At 64.9% G+C, this 18,498-nt stretch carries 18 protein-coding genes and 1 tRNA gene; 7 read left to right on the forward strand and 12 right to left on the reverse strand.

Going from position 1 to position 18,498, the window contains the following annotated elements:
• Positions 1-27 precede the first annotated feature (27 nt).
• From QA645_RS36285 to QA645_RS36300, 4 genes are all read right to left on the reverse strand, one after another.
• Positions 28-3,333: a carboxyl transferase domain-containing protein gene (locus tag QA645_RS36285; RefSeq protein WP_283045978.1), complete on the reverse strand. Its 3,306-nt coding sequence runs from the start codon at positions 3,331-3,333 to the stop codon at positions 28-30.
• A gap of 11 nt (positions 3,334-3,344) precedes the next feature.
• Positions 3,345-5,066, reverse strand: coding sequence for an AMP-binding protein (locus tag QA645_RS36290; protein WP_283045979.1), 1,722 nt, complete (start codon positions 5,064-5,066; stop codon positions 3,345-3,347).
• Positions 5,067-5,207: 141 nt separating this feature from the next.
• The gene (locus QA645_RS36295) at positions 5,208-5,879 is read right to left on the reverse strand and encodes an aspartate/glutamate racemase family protein (protein WP_283045980.1); all 672 of its coding nucleotides are present in this window, start codon (positions 5,877-5,879) and stop codon (positions 5,208-5,210) included.
• 11 nt (positions 5,880-5,890) lie between these two features.
• Positions 5,891-7,573, reverse strand: a complete 1,683-nt coding sequence (locus QA645_RS36300) for a cache domain-containing protein (protein WP_283045981.1) — start codon at positions 7,571-7,573, stop codon at positions 5,891-5,893.
• 146 nt (positions 7,574-7,719) lie between these two features.
• On the opposite strand from QA645_RS36300, the gene QA645_RS36305 reads away from it, so the two are divergent.
• From QA645_RS36305 to QA645_RS36315, 3 genes are all read left to right on the forward strand, one after another.
• On the forward strand, positions 7,720-8,934 hold the full coding sequence (locus tag QA645_RS36305) for a sensor domain-containing diguanylate cyclase (RefSeq protein WP_283045982.1): 1,215 nt from the start codon (positions 7,720-7,722) through the stop codon (positions 8,932-8,934).
• 173 nt (positions 8,935-9,107) lie between these two features.
• A complete protein-coding gene (locus QA645_RS36310) occupies positions 9,108-9,608 on the forward strand; it encodes a hypothetical protein (protein WP_283045983.1) in 501 nt (166 codons plus the stop codon).
• Between the two features lie 11 nt (positions 9,609-9,619).
• Entirely contained in the window at positions 9,620-10,024 is a 405-nt protein-coding gene (locus tag QA645_RS36315) for a hypothetical protein (RefSeq protein ID WP_254134199.1), read from the forward strand.
• A 3-nt stretch (positions 10,025-10,027) separates the two neighbouring features.
• Here QA645_RS36315 and QA645_RS36320 read toward each other — a convergent pair whose 3' ends face one another.
• Complete coding sequence (locus QA645_RS36320; protein ID WP_283045984.1) at positions 10,028-10,627, reverse strand: TetR/AcrR family transcriptional regulator; 600 nt, start codon at positions 10,625-10,627, stop codon at positions 10,028-10,030.
• A gap of 166 nt (positions 10,628-10,793) precedes the next feature.
• Between QA645_RS36320 and QA645_RS36325 the strand changes: the two genes are divergently transcribed.
• Entirely contained in the window at positions 10,794-11,171 is a 378-nt protein-coding gene (locus tag QA645_RS36325; RefSeq protein ID WP_283045985.1) for a tautomerase family protein, read from the forward strand.
• Positions 11,172-11,290: 119 nt separating this feature from the next.
• Positions 11,291-11,686, forward strand: coding sequence for a GFA family protein (locus tag QA645_RS36330; protein WP_283045986.1), 396 nt, complete (start codon positions 11,291-11,293; stop codon positions 11,684-11,686).
• A gap of 3 nt (positions 11,687-11,689) precedes the next feature.
• On the opposite strand, the gene QA645_RS36335 is transcribed toward QA645_RS36330, so the two are convergent.
• The 4 genes from QA645_RS36335 to QA645_RS36350 form a co-directional block, all read right to left on the reverse strand.
• Positions 11,690-12,559 carry a DUF1989 domain-containing protein gene (locus QA645_RS36335; RefSeq protein WP_283045987.1) on the reverse strand — a complete coding sequence of 290 codons (870 nt, stop codon included), beginning with the start codon at positions 12,557-12,559 and terminating at the stop codon, positions 11,690-11,692.
• A gap of 76 nt (positions 12,560-12,635) precedes the next feature.
• Positions 12,636-13,562, reverse strand: coding sequence for a GTP-binding protein (locus QA645_RS36340; RefSeq protein WP_283045988.1), 927 nt, complete (start codon positions 13,560-13,562; stop codon positions 12,636-12,638).
• Between the two features lie 3 nt (positions 13,563-13,565).
• On the reverse strand, positions 13,566-15,056 hold the full coding sequence (locus QA645_RS36345) for an amidohydrolase family protein (protein WP_283045989.1): 1,491 nt from the start codon (positions 15,054-15,056) through the stop codon (positions 13,566-13,568).
• A gap of 121 nt (positions 15,057-15,177) precedes the next feature.
• Complete coding sequence (locus QA645_RS36350) at positions 15,178-16,134, reverse strand: AraC family transcriptional regulator (protein WP_283053488.1); 957 nt, start codon at positions 16,132-16,134, stop codon at positions 15,178-15,180.
• Between the two features lie 162 nt (positions 16,135-16,296).
• On the opposite strand from QA645_RS36350, the gene QA645_RS36355 reads away from it, so the two are divergent.
• Both QA645_RS36355 and QA645_RS36360 read left to right on the forward strand, forming a co-directional pair.
• Positions 16,297-16,833 carry a peroxidase-related enzyme gene (locus QA645_RS36355; RefSeq protein WP_283045990.1) on the forward strand — a complete coding sequence of 179 codons (537 nt, stop codon included), beginning with the start codon at positions 16,297-16,299 and terminating at the stop codon, positions 16,831-16,833.
• A gap of 42 nt (positions 16,834-16,875) precedes the next feature.
• Positions 16,876-17,382: a DUF417 family protein gene (locus QA645_RS36360; protein WP_283045991.1), complete on the forward strand. Its 507-nt coding sequence runs from the start codon at positions 16,876-16,878 to the stop codon at positions 17,380-17,382.
• A 56-nt stretch (positions 17,383-17,438) separates the two neighbouring features.
• On the opposite strand, the gene QA645_RS36365 is transcribed toward QA645_RS36360, so the two are convergent.
• From QA645_RS36365 to QA645_RS36375, 3 genes are all read right to left on the reverse strand, one after another.
• A complete protein-coding gene (locus tag QA645_RS36365) occupies positions 17,439-17,651 on the reverse strand; it encodes a hypothetical protein (RefSeq protein WP_283045992.1) in 213 nt (70 codons plus the stop codon).
• A 137-nt stretch (positions 17,652-17,788) separates the two neighbouring features.
• Complete coding sequence (locus QA645_RS36370; protein ID WP_283045993.1) at positions 17,789-18,322, reverse strand: 2'-5' RNA ligase family protein; 534 nt, start codon at positions 18,320-18,322, stop codon at positions 17,789-17,791.
• A gap of 59 nt (positions 18,323-18,381) precedes the next feature.
• Positions 18,382-18,456: transfer RNA gene (locus QA645_RS36375), tRNA-Glu, on the reverse strand.
• Between the last annotated feature and the right edge of the window lie 42 nt (positions 18,457-18,498).

The following is an 18,498-nucleotide window of genomic DNA, read 5'->3' on the forward strand; positions in this document are numbered from 1 at the left end:
GGGACGCAGGCTATTGCTGCACTGCCCTCACCAGGTGTCGATGCACGGCCGCTTCTTCGCCGTCCGCACCGGCGGCTTCGGCACCGAACGGAGCCCCGCCATGATCCACCGCCGCGTCTCGGCGGGGTCGATGACGTTGTCGATCTCGAACACCGAGGCGATCGAGACCGCCTTGCCGTTGGCGTAGAGCTCGGCGACCTTGTTGCGGTAATAGGTCTCGCGCTCCTCCGGGTCCGCGATCGCCTCCATCTCCTTGCGGAAGCCGAGGCGGACATAGCCCTCCAGGCCCATGCCGCCGAACTCGCCGGTCGGCCAGGCCGCCGTGAAGAACGAGGCGTGGAAGCCGCCGCCGATCATCGACTGCGCGCCCAGCCCATAGCCCTTGCGCAGCACGATGCCGAACAGCGGCACGGTGAGGCTCGCACCGGTGACGAACATGCGCGAGACGTGGCGCACGATCGCGGTCTTCTCCGCTTCCGGACCGACCATGAAGCCGGGCGTGTCGCAGAGCGAGACGATCGGCAGATCGAAGGCGTCGCAGAGCTGGAGGAAGCGCGCGGCCTTGTCGCCGGCGTCGGCATCGATGGCGCCGCCGAGATGGCGCGGGTTGTTGGCGATCAGGCCGAACGGCTTGCCTTCGATGCGGATCAGCGCGGTGATCATGCCGACGCCGTAGTCGCGGCGGAGCTCCAGCACACTGTCCTTGTCCACAACGAGATCAATCACGCTGCGGATGTCGTAGACGCGAAGACGATTCTCGGGGATGGCGCGGCGGAGCAGGCGCTGATCCGCAGCTTCCCAATCGCTCATCGCACCCTGGAAATAGGACAGGTATTTTTGCGCGACGCGCGTCGCCTCCTCCTCGTCCTCGACCACGATGTCGATGACGCCGTTCGGCGACTGGAACGAGACCGGACCGACCTCGGCCGGGTGATAGACGCCGAGCCCGCCGCCCTCGATCATCGCGGGGCCGCCCATGCCGATCGAGGCGTTCTTGGTGGCGATGATGACATCGCAGCAGCCGAGCATTGCGGCGTTGCCGGCGAAGCAATAGCCGGAGACCACGCCGATCACAGGCACGAGGCCGGAGAGCTTTGCGAACTGCACGAAGGACGGGCCGTCGAGGCCGGTCATGCCGAGCCGGTCGGTGTCGCCGGGCCGGCCGCCGCCGCCTTCGGCGTAAAACACCAGCGGCACGCGCCAGTCTTCTGCCAGCGTGAGCATGCGGTCGATCTTCTTGTGGTTCATGTGGCCCTGCGTGCCCGCGAGCACGGTGTAGTCATAGGCCACGACGATGCAGCGCGCGGCCTCGCCGCCGAACTTTTCGGCATTGACGGTGGCCACGCCCATCACGAGGCCGTCGGCCGGCGTGTTCTTGATGAGATCGTCGAGCTTGCGGCGGCGGCGCTGCGCCGCGATCGCGAGGCTGCCGTACTCCATGAAGGAGCCGTCGTCGACGAGCTGGTCAACGTTTTCGCGCGCGGTGCGCTGGTTGGTGTTGCGACGGCGCTCGACCGAGGCCGGGCGGTTCGCATCGAGCGTGTTGGCCTGGCGCGCGATCAGCTCGGCCAGATCGGGACGGATGTGGTCGAGATCGATGTCGGCTTCCGCCGCCGTGTGATCGGCGGCGACGTCGAGCGGCTCCAGATACAGGATCGGCTCCCCATGCATCAGGGTGACGCCGTCGCCGGCGACAAGTCTCATGACGCGGCCGCCCTGCTCGGCCATGACCAGATGCTCCATCTTCATGGATTCGATCACGGCGAGCTGCTGGCCAGGACGCACGATCTCGCCTTCCGTCACCTGAATGGTGACGATGGTCCCCTGCAGGGGTGCCGCGACCATCACCGCGCCTTCCGGCACGATCTGCGCGACATGCGCCTCGGCGGCGTGAGCACCGCTACGCTCGGCTGCGGCAAAATACAGCGGCTTGGCCGCGCCATCCGCCGCCTCGACCAGCTTCGCAATATTGCGATCGATGAAATCAGTCGCGATGCGATTGGTCCTGAAGTCGGGATGCGCCAGCACGGCCTGCAGGAACGCGATGTTGGTGACGACGCCGTCGATCCGGAACTCGCGCAAAGCGCGCGAAGCCTTTGCCACGACGTCATGCCAGGCTTCACCCGGCGTATGCACGATGACCTTGGCCAGCAGGGAGTCGAACGCCGCGCTGGTCTTGTAGCCGGCATAGCCGAAGCTATCGACGCGGACACCGGGACCTGACGGCGGCTCGAACACGGCGAGCACGCCGCCGGTCGGATGCGTCGCACCGGTCTCGTCCAGCGTTTCCATGTTGACGCGGAGCTGCATGGCATAGCCGCGCGGCTTCGGGATCGATCCTTGCGCGAGGCCAAGCGAGGCCAGCGAAGCGCCCGCCGCAACCGCGAGCTGGGCGCGGACGAGGTCGAGGCCGAGCACTTCCTCCGTCACGGTGTGCTCGACCTGGAGCCGCGGGTTGGCCTCGATGAAGGCAAAACTGTCCTCGGCGGTGCCGTCGACCAGGAACTCGAACGTGCCGAGATTGTCATACGACGCCGCTGTCGCAAGCTGCCTGGCCGCCTCGATGATGCGGCCACGCAAAGTCTCGCTCAGCGACGGGCTCGGTGCCACCTCGACCAGCTTCTGGTGCCGGCGCTGGATGGTGCATTCACGCTCCCAGAGATGCGAGATCGCGCCGTGCCTGTCGCCGATGATCTGCACCTCGATGTGGCGGGCCTGCCGGATCAGCCGCTCGGCATAGACCCCATCGAAGCCGAACGCGGCCTTGGCTTCGGACTGACAGCGCGCATAGGCTTCCGCGAGATCGGACGCGTTCTCCACCACGCGCATGCCGCGGCCGCCACCGCCGGCCATGGCCTTGATCACGATCGCCGCGTTGCTGCCGAGCGAGATGAAGAACGCCGTGATTTCGTCGAGCGACGACGGTCCGCTGGTGCCGGCAATGATCGGCACACCGCAGCGTTTTGCCAGTTGTCGTGCGGCGACCTTGTCGCCGAACAGTTCGAGCGCCATCACCTTTGGTCCAACGAAGGTGATCCCTGCGTCAGTGCAGGTCTTGGCGAATGCCGCGTTCTCGCTCAGGAAGCCATAGCCGGGATGCACGGCATCGCAGCCGGCGCCCTTGGCCGCTTTCACCACGGCCTCGATATCGAGATAGGCCCGCGCGCCGCGTCCGGGGATTTCGACCGCCTCATCGGCCACGCGCGCATGCAGCGACAGCGCGTCATCGGCGGGGTGGATCGCAACCGTCGTGATGCCGGCATCGGCCGCTGCGCGCGCGATGCGGATGGCGATCTCGCCGCGATTGGCGATCAGGAGCTTTTTGAACGACATCGGTCTCTCACTCAGACTGAAGCAGGCTGGTTCGGGTTGAGGTCCTGCTTCTTCACCTTGCCCGTGGCCGTCAACGGCAGCGCCTCGATGATGCACACCTCCGGGATCTTGTAGACCGCCATGCGTTCGGCACACCAGGCGCGCAGGTCTGCCGCGGAGATCGTGCCGACCGCTTCCGGCTTGAGCTGGATGTAGGCCACCGGCACCTGTCCCTTGTCGGGATCGTCGCGCCCGACCACGCCGGAGCCCAGCACTTTCGGATGTTGGCCGAGCAGCGCCTCGATCTCCGGCGGAAACACGCTCATGCCCTTGACCTTCAGCATCTCCTTGCGGCGGCCGAGGAAGTGCAGAAATCCGTCCTTGTCGATGGTGCCGATGTCGCCGGTGCGCAGCCAGCCATCGATCAGCGACTCCGCGGTTGCCTCCGGCTTGTTCCAATAGCTCTTGAGCAGCGACGGCGTCCGCACGCGGATCTCGCCTTCGGCGCCGAGCGGCACCAATGCACCGGTCTCGAAATCGGTGATCTTGAACTCGGCGCCGGGCACCGGCAGACCGACGAAGATCGGCTGGTTGTTGAGATCGAAATCGTCGTCCTGGAAGCCTGATGTGAACGTGTTGGAGGTGTGGGTCTCCGTCATGCCCCAGGCCGCCTCCATCAGGATCGTGCCGGTGAGATCCTTCCAGCGCTTGCGATAGTCGGCATTGAGCTTCTTGACGAAGGAGACGACGCGGACCTGCTTCAGCGACGACAGATCGAACTCGCTCCAGCGTGGATGATCCATCAGCTCGACCGCGCCATCGACCGGCATCGCCGTGATCGTGACCTTGTATTTGTCGATCGCGGCCATCGCGCCGACGGCGTCCCAGCGGGCCAGCAGGATCAGCGTCCCGCCGGAGAACAGCGGGAAGATCAGGCCGAAATTCTCGCCGGCGATCCAGAACTCGGGAAAGAACGACAGGAAGACGCTGCTCTCGTCCGACAGCACCGAGATGCCGTAATTGGCGGCCGCCGTATAGACCATGTCGCGATGGGTGTGGACGCAGCCCTTGGGCATGCCGGTGGTGCCGCCGGTGTAATTGAGTGCGGCGACTTCATCGAGACCGGGCGGCGGCAGCGACGATGGCGCCGGCAGTGCGGCGAGCGCGGGCAGTAGATCGGTCGCGCCCGGGATTGCGATCCGCGGCATACGGATCGAGTCCGGCGTCGGAAATGCCGGCGTTGCCGGCACGACATCGGCAAAGCTGGTGACGATGACCTCGCGCAGGCTGACCTCGCCCCGGACCTGCTCCACCACGGGGATGAGCTGGTCCAGCGCCACGATCACCTCGGCCTTGGTGTCGTTGAGCTCGTAGGACAGTTCGAACGCGCGCGACAGCGGGCTCACGGGAACATGGACCGCGCCGAGCTTCAGAATGCCGAAGAACACGACGTGGAATTGCGGACAGTTCGGCAGGAAGACGGCGACACGATCGCCTTTGCCCACGCCCTTGGCCTGCAGCAGCGCCGCAAAGCGATCGCTCTGCTGGTCGAGCTCCGCATAGGTCGTGACATGGCCGTAGAAGATCACCGCAGGCCGCGCCGGGCTCTGCTTCGCCCAGGCGCGCAGATATTCCGTCAGGGGAACTTCGCCGTGCAGATAGTTCGGCGAGCGCGGCATGCCCTTCGGCCAGGCTTTCTCCCACAGGCCGCGCAAGGTGGCGAGGTAGTCCTTTTCGGTGAGGCCTGCACTCATGACGTCTTTCCCGTGTGCTTTTCTTGTTCGCTGCGGCACGCGCGATGCCGCCAATCGACATGGTTACAGGTCGAGCACGGCAGAGGTCATGTCAAGGAAAACAGTTTTCCACGTCGCGGCCGATGCCGCGCCGCGGAAAAACTACACCGTCACGAGGCGCATGATGCGCCTGACGGCCGACGGGATCGGCGCGATGACAGGCACGGTGAACGTCGGCTGCAATTCGCGCGCAGCCTCGCCGAGCGGCCCGCCGCCGATGATGACAGCCTCCGCGCCGTCCTGCGCGATGCAGGCCTCGACCGCTCCGGCGAGCGCCGCACGCAGCCGGGCAGGATGGCGCATCAACTCTTGCGGATCGCCGTCGGCGAAGCGGGTGCCGGTATAGCGGGATCGCAATCCCAACGCGTCGGGCAGCGCGTCGATCTTTGCTTTCAACAGCGGCGTCGTGGTCGCGACGCCGAAGCGGCGGCCGCCTTCGGCAGCTTCCAGCATCGCGGACTCGCCGATGCCGACCGCGGGCAGCTTCATCGCCGACCTGATTCCCACGAGGCCGGGATCGCCGAACGCCGAGACGATGATGCCGTTGCAAGCGCCCTGATGCGCGCGTGCGATCTCTTCGACCTCGGGGGCGGCAGTGTCGAGCGCTTCGGGTGTCACGATCATCGAGGGCGCACGCGTCGCCGTGGCGCCTTTGATGTCGAAACCATCGCCGGCGACAGACGTCGCAATCGCGACCATCATTGCCGTGGTCGCCTCGAGACTGTTCGGATTGATCAGGAGGATGCGCGCGCGGCGATCGGAGTTTTGGCCCATCCCCCGCTATACTAGGCCGCCCGCACGCCGGCAACGAAGGCGCTGACCTCGTTCTCCAGCGATTGCAGCTTTTCGGTCAGGCGTCCGCTCGACTGTAGCACGCGCCCTGCAGCCGCGCCTGTTTCCGCCGTCGCATCGGTCACGCCGGAGATGTTCTGCGAGACTTGGTCGGTGCCGGACGCCGCCTCCTGCACGCTGTGGGCGATGGCCTGCGTCGCCGCGCCCTGCTCTTCGACCGCGGCCGCAATCGACGAGGAGATCTCGTTGACCTCCATGATGGTGGCGCGGATGCTCTCGATATTGCCGACGACCTGGTTGGTCTCGGCCTGGATCGCGGAGATCTGCGCACCGATCTCGTCGGTCGCCTTCGCGGTCTGGCTCGCCAGCGATTTCACTTCGCTCGCGACCACCGCAAAGCCCTTGCCGGCTTCGCCCGCTCGCGCGGCTTCGATGGTGGCATTGAGCGCAAGCAGATTGGTCTGCGAGGCGATCTGGTTGATGAGGTCGATGACCTCGCCGATCTTGTGGGCGGCCGCGGCCAGCCCCTGCACGGTGTCGTTGGTGCGCTGGCCGTCGGCCGCCGCCTTGTCGGCCACACTTGCTGCCTGCGCGACGCGCTGGCTGATCTCGGTGATCGAGGATGACAACTGGCCGGCGGCGGAGGCCACCGTCTGCACATTGCTCGAGGCCTGCTGGCACGCGGTGGCGACGAAGCTCGCGCGGTCGGTCGCCTTATCAGCGGTCTCCGACATGCCCTGGGCGGCCTGCTGCATCGCCCGCGCCTCGTTGAAGACGTCGCGGACGACGGCCTGGACGCTCGCCTCGAACTTGCCGGCGAGATCGGTCATCGTCTTGCGCTTCTCGTCGTCGACCCGCTGCTTCGTCTCCTGCTGCTCGGCATGCATCCGGCCGACCGCCGACGCGTTGTCCTTGAACACGGCGAGCGCCTTGGCAAGCCCGCCGACCTCGTTGCTGAGGTTGGTGTAGGGCACCTCGAAGGCGCTGTCGCCGGCAGCGAGGCGCTCGGTCAGGCCCGTGATTTTCGCGAGCGGCCTGGTCACGCTACGGCCGATCACGAACGACGCGCCGAGCACCAGCACGAACACCGCGAGACAGACAAAACCGAACGTCATCGCGTCCTGCCGGAACACGGCGTCGACGTCGTCGAGATAGATGCCGGTGCCGATGATCCAGCCCCAGGGCGCAAAACCCTTCACATAGGAGATCTTCCCGACCGGCTGGTCGAAGCCGGGCTTCGGCCAGAGATAGCTGTAGAAACCCGCGCCCTGCTTCTTGACGACGTCAACGAAGCCGACGAATAGCGCATTGCCGGAGGGATCCTTCATCCCCGCGAGATCCTTGCCGTCAAGCTCGGGCTTGATCGGATGCATGATCATTTTGGGGGTCATGTCGTTGAGCCAGAAATACTCGACCTTGTCGTAGCGGAGGCTCTTGATCTCGGCCATGGCGCCGGCCTGCGCCTGTTCACGCGTGAGCTTTCCCTCGCTCTCGAGCTTCTGGTAATGCGCGAGAATCCCGTAGCCGACATCGACCATATGCTGCGTCTTGGCCTGACGGTCGGCGATCATCTGGCTGCGCAGCGTCGACAGCGCGATTGGCGCGAGCGCGATCATGCCGAGAAGGCTGATGCCGACAATGAGGACCAGCTTGAAACTGATGCGGGAGAAAATCATTGGTGCTCGCAAGAATTGGCGGGGCTGATATGCCATTTTATCCCGCCCGTCTTAGCAAAGCCTTAAGCATTCGGGTTCCCGACATCCCGCGGCTCAATTTGGCGTTAATCGGCCCGCGCATAACTGCGCCACCGGAGCCAGACACAATGCCAATCACGCCCACCATCGAAGCCCGCCGCCTCGACACGCTCGCGTCGCTCGACATTCTCGACACGCCGAAGGAGGCTGCGTTCGATCGCCTGACGGCGCTGAGCAAGCGGATTTTTGGCGTGTCGATGTCGACGCTGACGCTGATCGACGGACACCGGCAATGGTTCAAGGCCGAGGTCGGCATGGCCGATCGCGAGACCGATCGCCGCCCGGCGCTGTGCAGCCTCGCCATCGCGCAGGATACCCCCCTCGTCATTCCCGACACCTACGAGGATCCCCGCGTCACCGACAATATCTTCGTCCGCGGACATCCGTTCATCCGTTTCTATGCCGGCGTGCAGCTCAAGATCTCCGGCGTCAACATCGGCACGCTCTGTGTGATGGATACAAAGCCGCGCGAGTTCGAGGCGGGGGAGCTCGCGGTTCTGGTTGATCTCGCAGCGATCGCCGTCGACGAGCTGCTGCTGCGCAATCTCAGCATGCAGGACAATCTGACCGGCGCGCTGTCGCGCCGCGCCTTCCGTACGGAAGCGCAGCGCCTGTCGTCGCTCGCCAACCGGCACCACCACAAGCTGACGCTCGCCGTGCTCGACGTCGATCACTTCAAGCAGGTCAACGATTGCCACGGTCACGCCGCCGGCGATGCCGTGCTGGCGTCGATCATCGCGACCTGCCGCAACAATCTGCGCGGCTCCGACATTATCGGCCGCATCGGCGGCGAGGAGTTCGCCGTTCTGCTGCCGCACACCGATCTTGCCGGCGCCATGACGACGCTGGAGAAGGTGCGCCTGGCGATCGCGGCCGAGAGCGTCGACACGCCCTGCGGCCCGGTCCCGGTGACCTGCAGCTTCGGTGCCGCATCGCTGCTTCCCGGCCAGCATTTCGACGACGCCCTGCACAACGCCGATCTCGCGATGTATTCCGCCAAGAATGCCGGCCGCAATCGCGTGATCGCCTGGGTCGATGCCGCACCGTCGATCTCTCCCGCGCGCCGGCGGGTGTTCAAGGCCGGCCAGATCACCTTCAACGCAGGCCGCTCGACCTTCGACTGCACGGTGCGCGCACTCGCCGATGACGAAGCCACGATCGAGGTGATCTCGACCACCGACATCCCCGAGCAGTTCAAGCTCGCGATCGCCAGCGACGGGCTTTCGCGCGCCTGCCGCATGCTCTCCAAGTCGGACAACAAGATCGACGTCGCGTTCGTGTAAGCGCACTTTAGAATTCATCGATCGTTTGCGACTGCATTGGAATCGCTCCAGACAAGGAGCTTCCGATGCGTGCGCGTTTCTAGAAGACCTCGATATCGGCCTTCCCGGCGTTGACTTGCACGCGCCCCTGGCAGAACGATCGGCGCAAGGCGCAGCCATTTGCCAGAGGCTCCATGTATCAATCGACAGACACCAGGACGCTTGACCTTCCGGCGCTGAGCGCGGGCGAGCGGCTCTTCATCTGGGGATTTCGCGCGAAGGCGCGAAGCGGGACCGCCGTGCCGACCGCGGCCGACATCCAGCAGGTCTACGACCATTTTCGCGTCGGCGATGCCGTGCTCTCTCTCGAGGCCATCATCGAGATCTTTGCGTGCACGGCGCATACCGCCATCGAAGTGCATTGCCCCACTTGCCCGAAGATGTCGGAGAGCGAGCACGGAATTCTGCACGCGATCGCAGCGGCGCAAGAGGAGCGCATCGATATCGCGCGCGAGCAGTTCGAGAGCTGGCTGCTTCCGGTCGGCGCGGATTGGGCGCTCGCCCCCGTCAGGGGACTTGCGACGATCTTCCGCATGGCCGGTCTCATCCTGCCGGATCGGCAGTTTCGGACGCCCAACGTCGAACGGACGATGGCGATGAAGAGCTGGTTCGTCGGAAGCCCGACATTGCACTGACGAGGTCGGTCATGATGCAGGACAATCCGCGAAGCATGGAAGGCTGCGATGATTTCTGCCGCACGGCGCTCTCGCTGTTCCGGTTCATCGGGGCAGCCTATGCGACCGGCGCGTCCGATTGCTGGGAGGCCGCCTATCGCTTCGCCGACGAGGCACCCGGCATTTCCGACAGCCCGCTGCTGGTCGCCCGCGTGGCCGCGCTGGTCAGAATCTTGCGCAGCGGACGTCCCTGCGATCTTTGCTTCATGCCGCCGTCGTGCCGGCGGCTGTCAAAGGACGAGGCGGAATTGATGCGGCTCCTGGCCGTTGCGCGCCGCAGGGAGCCAGGCGAGCTCAAGACCGCCGTCGGCCAGCTGGTCGGGATCGAGCAGGAGAGCGCGGCCACGCAGGCCGTCAACGCGCTCGCATTCTGCTGAGGCCTAGCGAGCGCCCTTGCCGAGCACGAGATCGATGGTGTGGGCCGCGATCTTGCGCAGCTGCGGCTCGTCACCGAACGCACGCTCCAGCACCGCAAGACCGCGCGTGACCGTGATGATGTGCAGCGCTGCGGCCGCCGGGTTGCCGCTGAACTCGCCGCGCTCGGCGCCCGCCGACAAGGTGTCCTCGACCAGCGCGGTGATGCGCGACACCAGGTTCGCAAAAGCGCGCCGCGCCTCTTCGTCGAGCCCCTCGCCTTCGGCGGCGCCGAGCTCCATCAGCCCCCGCGTCGTCGGACATCCGCGCGGCGGCGAGCCTGAGCGGAAATTGGCGATGGTCAGATCGAAGAACGCGGTGAGCCGTTTGCGCAATGAGCCCGTGCCGAGCGCCTTCTGCAGGGCGACGAGATAGTCGCCGGCGTAACGCTCATAGGCCTGCAGGAACAACGCCTCCTTGCTGCCGAACGCATTGTAGAGGCTGCCGCGCTGAACGCCGGCATCGCGGGCGATGTCGGACAGCGAGGAGCCGCGCACGCCCTTGCGCCAGAACTGATCGAACGCGATGCGCAGGACGTCGTCGTGGTCGAATTCGCGCGGCCTCACATCATGCTCCTTTGTCGGCGCATATTTGACACGACGTCAAAAACATGCTTTCTGGACATCGTGTCAAAAATAAAATGAGATTGATAGCCCGTTTCGTCAATGGGCCGAACGGCCGGCGCTTGCATGCGTCCTGGCCGGTCGCGGCCGCATGCAAAGGGACCAGCTGATGCCTCTGCTTCACATCTCCATGCGGGCCGGAAAGCCGGACGCCTACCGGCAGGCGATCCTCGACGGCCTTTACCGCGCAATGCGCGAGGCGTTGAACGTGCCGGAGGGTGACGAGTTCATGACCATCAGCGAGTTGTCGCCTGCAAACTTCCGCTGTGGCGATGCCTATGGCGTCAAGCGCAGCGACGACGCCATTCTGATCCAGATCACCGTATTCGCCTCACGAACGCCCGAGCAGAAGAAGGCGCTGTACTGCCGGATCGCGGAACTGCTGGGCGACAATCCCGGCATCCGCCCCGAAGACGTCTTCGTCAACGTGCTCGATGCTCCCGCGGAGAACTGGTCCGTCGGCCACGGCATCGCGCAATTCGCTTGAGCGTGCCGGACCTGCCGCCCTCTTGAGAATTGCCGCCCGGAAGGGTCTGATGAGCGGCGGAGCCAGCCTCCGCCAGGCATCGCCCCGATCAACGCGGGCGCATAGGCGGAGGGGACGACATGACCGCATTCCGGGGAAGCTGCTTGTGCGGCGAGGTCGCCTTCGAGGTCGAGGGTCCGTTCGATCGTTTCCTCAACTGCCATTGCTCGCGCTGCCGCAAGGCGACCGGGACCGCACATGCTTGCGAGGTGATCGTCGAGGCGAGCGCACTGCGCTGGCTGCGCGGCGAGGCATCCGTCACACGCTACGATCTGCCCAACGCGCGGAGTTTTGCCACCGCGTTCTGCAGGACCTGCGGCAGCCCGATGCCGCATCTCACACGCAGCGGACGCGAGGCGATCATTCATGCCGGCGCGTTCGACGAGCCGCTGGGCGCGACACCCGACCGTCACGTCCACTGGACGTCGCGTGCGGAGTGGTATGTGCACGGGGATCGGCTGCCTGTGGAAGATTAAAGCTCAGCTTCCCGCATGCACGCCGTGGTGACGGTGATACGCACTCGGCGCTGGCCAGGCCCAGCCATTGAGCGTCGCTCGATCCGGCTCGAAGATTTCGATCTTGAGCGGATGGCACGCTGCGACATCGCTGGAATGGGTTGCGCTACAATCCCCACCGGGACAGGCCGACAACACTCCGAGCAGGTCGATCTCCGCGAAAAACTCGATGAAGTCGTCGGGGCGGACCGGACTTGCCTTCATGAAATATTGGTGTGTGTCCTGCGTGAAGCCGGTGCACATGAAGACATTGAGCACATCGTGGACATGATGCTCCACCGCGGCCGGATCGAGCTTCAATTCGGCGGCCAGCGCGCGGGACAGGTTGGAGTGACAGCAGAAATCGTACGTCGTGCCGTTCAACAGGAGATTGGTGTAGGGATCGCAGCGCGTGCCGATGACATCGTGAATGCCGGCGCCGTCCGCGTCGAAACCGTACCAGCCGAGCGTATCGTGACTGATGGTCGCCATCGGCCGAAGATAAGGCATCGTGCTCCAGAGCCGGTCACCGAGGCCGACATGCGTGCCATGAAGCGCCCGCGTCTTGCCGCTGAAGAAACGTTCGGCGAGATCGCCCCCGTTCCAGAGATTGAGGTCGCCGACCTGAGGGCCTTCGATGCTGACGATGCGGAAGAACTGGCCGTGCGCCACGCGAAATGGCCTCGCATCGCGCGGCGGCACGATGATCTCGCGCGTTTTGACCATCGTCTGCCGCGCGGCTTCGAGCGTCGCCATATCCGGCCCGGTCATCGTCCCGGCCGGATAGGCGATGGCCGGCTTGGCAGCGCGGCGTGAAGCTGCATCGGCAGGGGCGGATGGAACATTTGAGGACATGGTTCGGCCTCGGATCGGCGCGGCAAGAGGGCCCGCGACGGCTGACAACGGGAGCGATCAAGTCTATCGCCTGACTTCACCCGGCTGCAACACACGCCGCCATGGTCTCGTCGAGCTCAGCTTTCGATAGCACCCCGAGTTCGGCGATGAAGACGATCCGTACCCGCGGCACGTCTTCGCCCGGCGGTTCACCCGGCGCGAGTGTCGCGCGGCCGCCGGCGAACTGAAACACCATCAGACGTCCGGGCTGCTCAACCGTCTCGAACAGCCCCTTTGCGCGCGCAAGCTTCGGCGCGAGCTTGCCGATCGCCTGCTGCAGACGCGGCAGCGAGAGCGGCCGATCGGAGGTCCAGCTCAGCGTTTCGAAGCGTTCTTCGGCCGGTCGTTTCGGCCCCGGCTCGCGCGGCGCAGGCGCACGATCGCTCGCGGGAAACAGCAGCGCGGATGGAAGCTCGCCGTACTTCGCATCGACCACCAATGCGGGCACACGCTGCGCCCGGATGGCTTCGCGCATCCGCGCGCCCGCGCCTTCGTCCGCCAGATCCAGCTTGCTCAACGCCACGATGTCGGCGACGCGCAGCTGCGAGCGCTGCAGGGCGTCATCGAGGGCAGAAGGCGGCGTGGCCGCGTCCATCACACAAAGCACCGTCTCCAGCGGCGCCTCGCGCAGGATGACCGGGTCCATGAGATTGCGGACGATATCGGCGGGGTCGGCGACACCGCTGGTCTCGATCACGATATACTCGGGCTTCGGATCACGCCGCAGCAGCGTCGACAGGGTGCGGAGCAGATCGCCTTCGAGGGAGCAGCAGATACAGCCGTTACTGAGGCTGACCACGCCGTCGCTCGCGCCCGCGATCAGCTCCGCATCGATGTTGATCGCACCGAAGTCGTTGACCACGGCGGCAATCCGCCGCCCCTCGGCATGCGCCAGCAGATGATTGACGACCGTGGTCTTGCCCGCCCCCAGAAAGCCCGTCACCAGCAGAATGGGGACCGGCATGGATCAGCCCCCGACGACGGGGCGGCGCACAGGCCGGCCGGGCCGCGCGGCCACATCGAGCACGCCGTCGGTGATCAGCATCTCGCCGCTGACCACGAGATGACGGACGCCTTCCGACGGACGGTTCATCGCGGTGAATGTCGCGCGATCCGAAAGCTTCTCGTAGTCGAACACCACGATATCGGCATCGGCATCCTGCGCCAGCCGACCCTTGGCGCGCATCGCGGGCGTGCTCTGCGACAGAATCTCTGCAGGGATCAGCGCGCATTTGCGCACGCCTTCCAGCAGCGACACGGTCTTGCGCTCGCGCACCCATTCGCGAAGGAACTTCGTGAAGCAGCCGGCCGAGCGCGGATGCGAGGTGGCATCGTCGGGCAGCGGCCAGGCATCGCCGGTGTAGGTCTTGCCGTCCGACGTCGTCCACGGCATCGCGTCGGAGGCGATCGCACCGCCGGGATAGAGCACCGACATGTCGAGCAGATCGCGGTGATGCGCATTGTGCTCGGTATCGAGGATGTGCCAGAGCACCAGCGAGGACGGATCTTCGGCTTGCGCCTTGAGGAGCTCCTCGCGATCGTGGAAGCGATAGCCATCGGTCACGCGCTGCACGGAATCGTAGCCGGTGCCATTGCGCTCGACGAACTGCGGATCGCTGAAGAACGCCGCCGCCAGCACGGTCGAACCGGTGCCGTAGGGGTAAGCCTCGACCGTGATGGGCAGGCCCTGCGCCTGCGCCTTCTCGATCAGCACGCGACAGCGTTCGATGTCGGTCTTGCTCGACGAGTTGAAGTGGCAGATGTGCATGTGCGCGCCGGTCGCGCCGGCATAGCCGATCAGGCGAATATAGGCCTCCGCCGCGCTTTCGGGGTCGATCCGCGACATATAGGCGACGTGGGTGAAGGTCGGCACGTCCAGCCTGGCCGCGAGCTGGCACACCGCCGTCAGCTCCTGCACGCCGGCGCCCGGCGCATAGGCGTTCAAGATGCCGATGCCGATGCCGCCCTCGTTCAATCCGCGCCCGAGGCGCTCGAGAATGCCGGCGACCTCCGCATCGGTTGCAACATTGTCCATCCAGCGGCGATCACGCATGGCGTTGCCGAACGCCTCCAGCGAGCTTTCCGCGTTGGAGCCCGTCATCGCGCCGATGCGCGCGAAGGCCCAGTTGGTGGCAGCGCCGTAGTTCAGCACCCGGCCCTTTCGGGCCTGGCGCTCGTACCAGGAGCCGACCGGCAGCACGCCGGCCTCGAGATCGAGCGTCGTCGTCACGCCGTCGAACGCCTGCATGCGGTCGGCGGGGATCGACTGGCCGTGGGCGTGCAGATCGATGAAGCCGGGCGCGACCACGAGCCCGGTGGCATCGATCACCCGCTCGGCGCCGCCAAGCGAGGAGCCAACGGCGGCGATCTTGCCGTCCACCACTGCCACATCGCCAACGGCGTCCATTCCGCTCGCCGGATCCACCACCCGGCCGCCAGAGATCACCAATCCGCTCATATCGTCACTCCGCCAAGCAAATCACCCCAACCTCCGAAGGTCCGGCAGCAGCTCCGGAGGCATTCGTGGGGCATAGAGACAGATTTTCGGGACAACGACCACCGCCACGGACGCCGATGCATCATGCTGGAGCGGCCGAACCGGATAAGGCTGTGGGCCTTTTGGGAACGTCCCGGCCAGGTTGCTGGCTTTTGCGCCACTGTGCCGGCGTGATGCCCATGTGGCTCTTGAAGGCGCGCTGGAATGCCGCTTCGGATTGATACCCGACAGCTTCCGCCACGGCGCCGGTCGACAATGAAGATTTTTTCAGCTCGTTCGCTGCGAGCGCCATCCGGATATCGGTCAGGAGATCTGCGGCCGAACGCCCGAGCTTCTCCTGGAATTGCCGCACGAGCGTGGCGCGCGACATGCCGCACAGACGCGCCAGCTCGGGCAACGACCATGCGCGCGCCGGCTCTTTGAACAAGGCGGCCACCGCCGGTGCAAGGCGCGGATGACCGGCCAAGGCAAGCAGACCCCGCGGCGCATCATCTGTGAGGCTGGCGAGCCGCAGCACCAGCGCGAACATCGCGCTCGACAGTGCGTTCAACATCGCGCGGCCGCCGAGACGATCGTCTGCCGACTCCCGACGCATCAAGGCGACAAGGCCGGCAAGTTGACCCGCCGTGTCTCCGTCGCCAGCGTCAGCACTGGCATGGACGACGAGGCGCGGCGGTAAATAGCTGCGCAGCAGGCGGTCGTGCGGCGGCGCGATGGCGAAATGTCCGCACAACAGATCGAGCCGTTCCCCCGAGCCGGGATTTTCGCTGATCGTGAAATTAAGCGAGGTGCGATTGCGCGCCGGCAGTGGCGCCGCCCCGCTGCCGTCGTGCATGACGTGTCGGGGATTGCTGGGGAGCAGCAGGATGTCGCCGCGCTCGAGCTTCAGCGGCCGCCCGCCCGACGGATCTTCCAGTACAGCCGAGCCGGCTAACACGGCATGATACGGAATTTCGTTCGGTTCGCCCGGTCCCTGGTCGATACGCCATGGCGCACCGTAAGCGCAGCGCAGGTCGAGCCGCCCACGCACAGGCATCATCTCGAACAGCCGGCTCAACCAATCCGTCACGGTTTCCCTCGAGTTGACCTCGTCATGAGACGATTGAGCATGTAATCGAGATTTATCGACATTTGAAGTATCAATTTCGACCCCTATTGTCACTCCGCAATCATTCACCAGCCCAAACCAAGGAGTGCCAACATGTCCCGTCTTTCCGTCCCCGATCTCGAAACCGCCACCGGCGCGACCGCTGAAGTCTATGGTCAGATCAAGAAGGCGATTGGCAGCGTGCCAAACACCTTTGCCGCGATCGGCGCCCACGCGCCGGATGCGCTCAAGGCCGTCCTGCTCGCCGACAGCGTGCTCGCTTCGGGTTCGCTATCGAAGCGCGACCAGGAAACCGTCAAGCTCGTCATCTCAGAAGTCGCCGGTTGCGATTACTGCGTCGCCGCACACAGCCTGCTCGGCAAGCTCGCGGGCCTGAAGCCCGAAGAATTGAAGAATATCCGCGAGCGCCGGGCGACCGGCGACGACAAGCGCGATGCGCTCGCCCGCTTCGTTCGCAAGCTCGCGCAATCCAGTGGCACCGTCAACGACGACGACTTCGCTGCCATCAAGGCTGCCGGTTACACCGACAAGCAACTGGTGGAGATCAGCCTGGCGTTCGCGACCACCGTCTTCACCAACGTGTTCAACCGCATCAACGACACCGAGATCGACTTCCCCGCGATCGCGTGAAGCGACCGCCCCAGTCAGATCTTGAATGAAAGGATCACGACAATGACCGCGATGATCGGCAACATGCAAAATCCGTTTGTCCGCGCGCTGCGAAACTCCGGCCTGCTTGCGGAAGATCTCGACTACCACGTCGTCCGGGCCGCGATGGTGATCATGTTTCTCTTCTTCGGCTATCAGAAATGGTTTCCGTACGAGTTCGAAAGACTGGTCCCGTTTATCAGCAACGGACCGCTGATCTGGTGGCTCTATCCTCTCTTCGGTCACGCCGGCGCAAGCTACTTCCTCGGCGCCTCGGAGTGGACGTTCGGGACGCTGCTGCTCGCGGGCTTCTGGGACAAACGGCTCGGCGTCGTCGGCGCCCTCGGCTCGACCGGCACCTTCATCGCGACGGTCACGATCATTCCGTTTATGCCGGACGGATGGGATGCTGCGGCAGGAGGATTCCCGGCTATGACGGGCAACGTCCCCTTCCTGATGAAGGACGTCGTTCTGCTGGCAGTGTCGTTCTATCTGCTGAGGCAGGACGTGGTTCGGCTGATCCGGGAATGAGGTTTGGAATCAACGTGCAAAACCTCCGGACCCGAGGGCCCGGAGGTCGCAGCTTCTCAGTTCTGCCTGTGAATGGTGATGTTGATGTGGCTGCTGCCCAGAGCAGAGGCCACCGCGTTCTCGGCTGCGGCGAATTCCGAGCCAACCCACTTTGCGGCAGCAACCGCTTCATGCTTGATCCAGCCCCACAGCCCAGCTGCAGCAATGCCGTCGAGTTCGTCGATGGACAACTCGCGGTTTTCAAAGCCGGTATCGTCAGAGCGTTTCATATTGGTCTCCAGTTGGTGACGCGGGCCATCCCGCGATCACGAACAGGATGCACGCATGCGCCGAAGACAGCTGTGATGAGAATCACCTCGATCGCGACAGGTGAAAAATGATCGCCCGGTCGTGACGCGATAACCAACTACGACGCCAATCTCCGCTCGGCGACGATCCGCACGGGCGGAAACACAACGCAATCCACCACGTCGAACATCACTTCGATGGTGCGATCGAACGCCCGCGCAAAGGCGATGGCATCGTTGCGCCGTTCATCGGCGATGGCCGTGCCGAGCGTACAATGCGGGACCCATGCGCCGGGCCGGTAATGAGGACGACAATGCGCTGGATCGATTGCCGCGCTGACAGCGCCATGGATGCGAGCCAGAACCTCGTCGACCGCCGGCTCCGCCCAGAGCACAAGCGGAGAGCCTTCGAACCACCGAATGCGCTTGAAGCGAATGCGCAGTTGCGTTTCGCCAGCAACGGCTGCCTGCATGGCGTCCCATGCGGTCTCTTCGTCGATCGCGGGCCCGTCATAGATCGCAAATGTAAAATGCGGACGGTAGCCGAGCGCACGCATCGACGGCGTGGCCTCGAATGCGCCAACCTGATCCCACAGCCGCTCGATCTCGTCCGCTGAACTGTTGTCGGCGCGAATGTTGATCGCCAAGGCCACAGGCTCACCCCGCGGGAGGAACAACCAAATCGAGACGGAGGGGTGGTGATTTCGAGAAATGGCGCTCCCTAGGGGAATCGAACCCCTGTTTCAGCCTTGAGAGGGCCGCGTCCTAACCGCTAGACGAAGGGAGCGTGAGGGCTAGCCAATAGCCTCGAAATTTGTCGGCCGCAAGG

It is taken from the genome of Bradyrhizobium sp. CIAT3101, from assembly GCF_029714945.1.
In the GTDB taxonomy this organism is placed as follows: domain Bacteria; phylum Pseudomonadota; class Alphaproteobacteria; order Rhizobiales; family Xanthobacteraceae; genus Bradyrhizobium.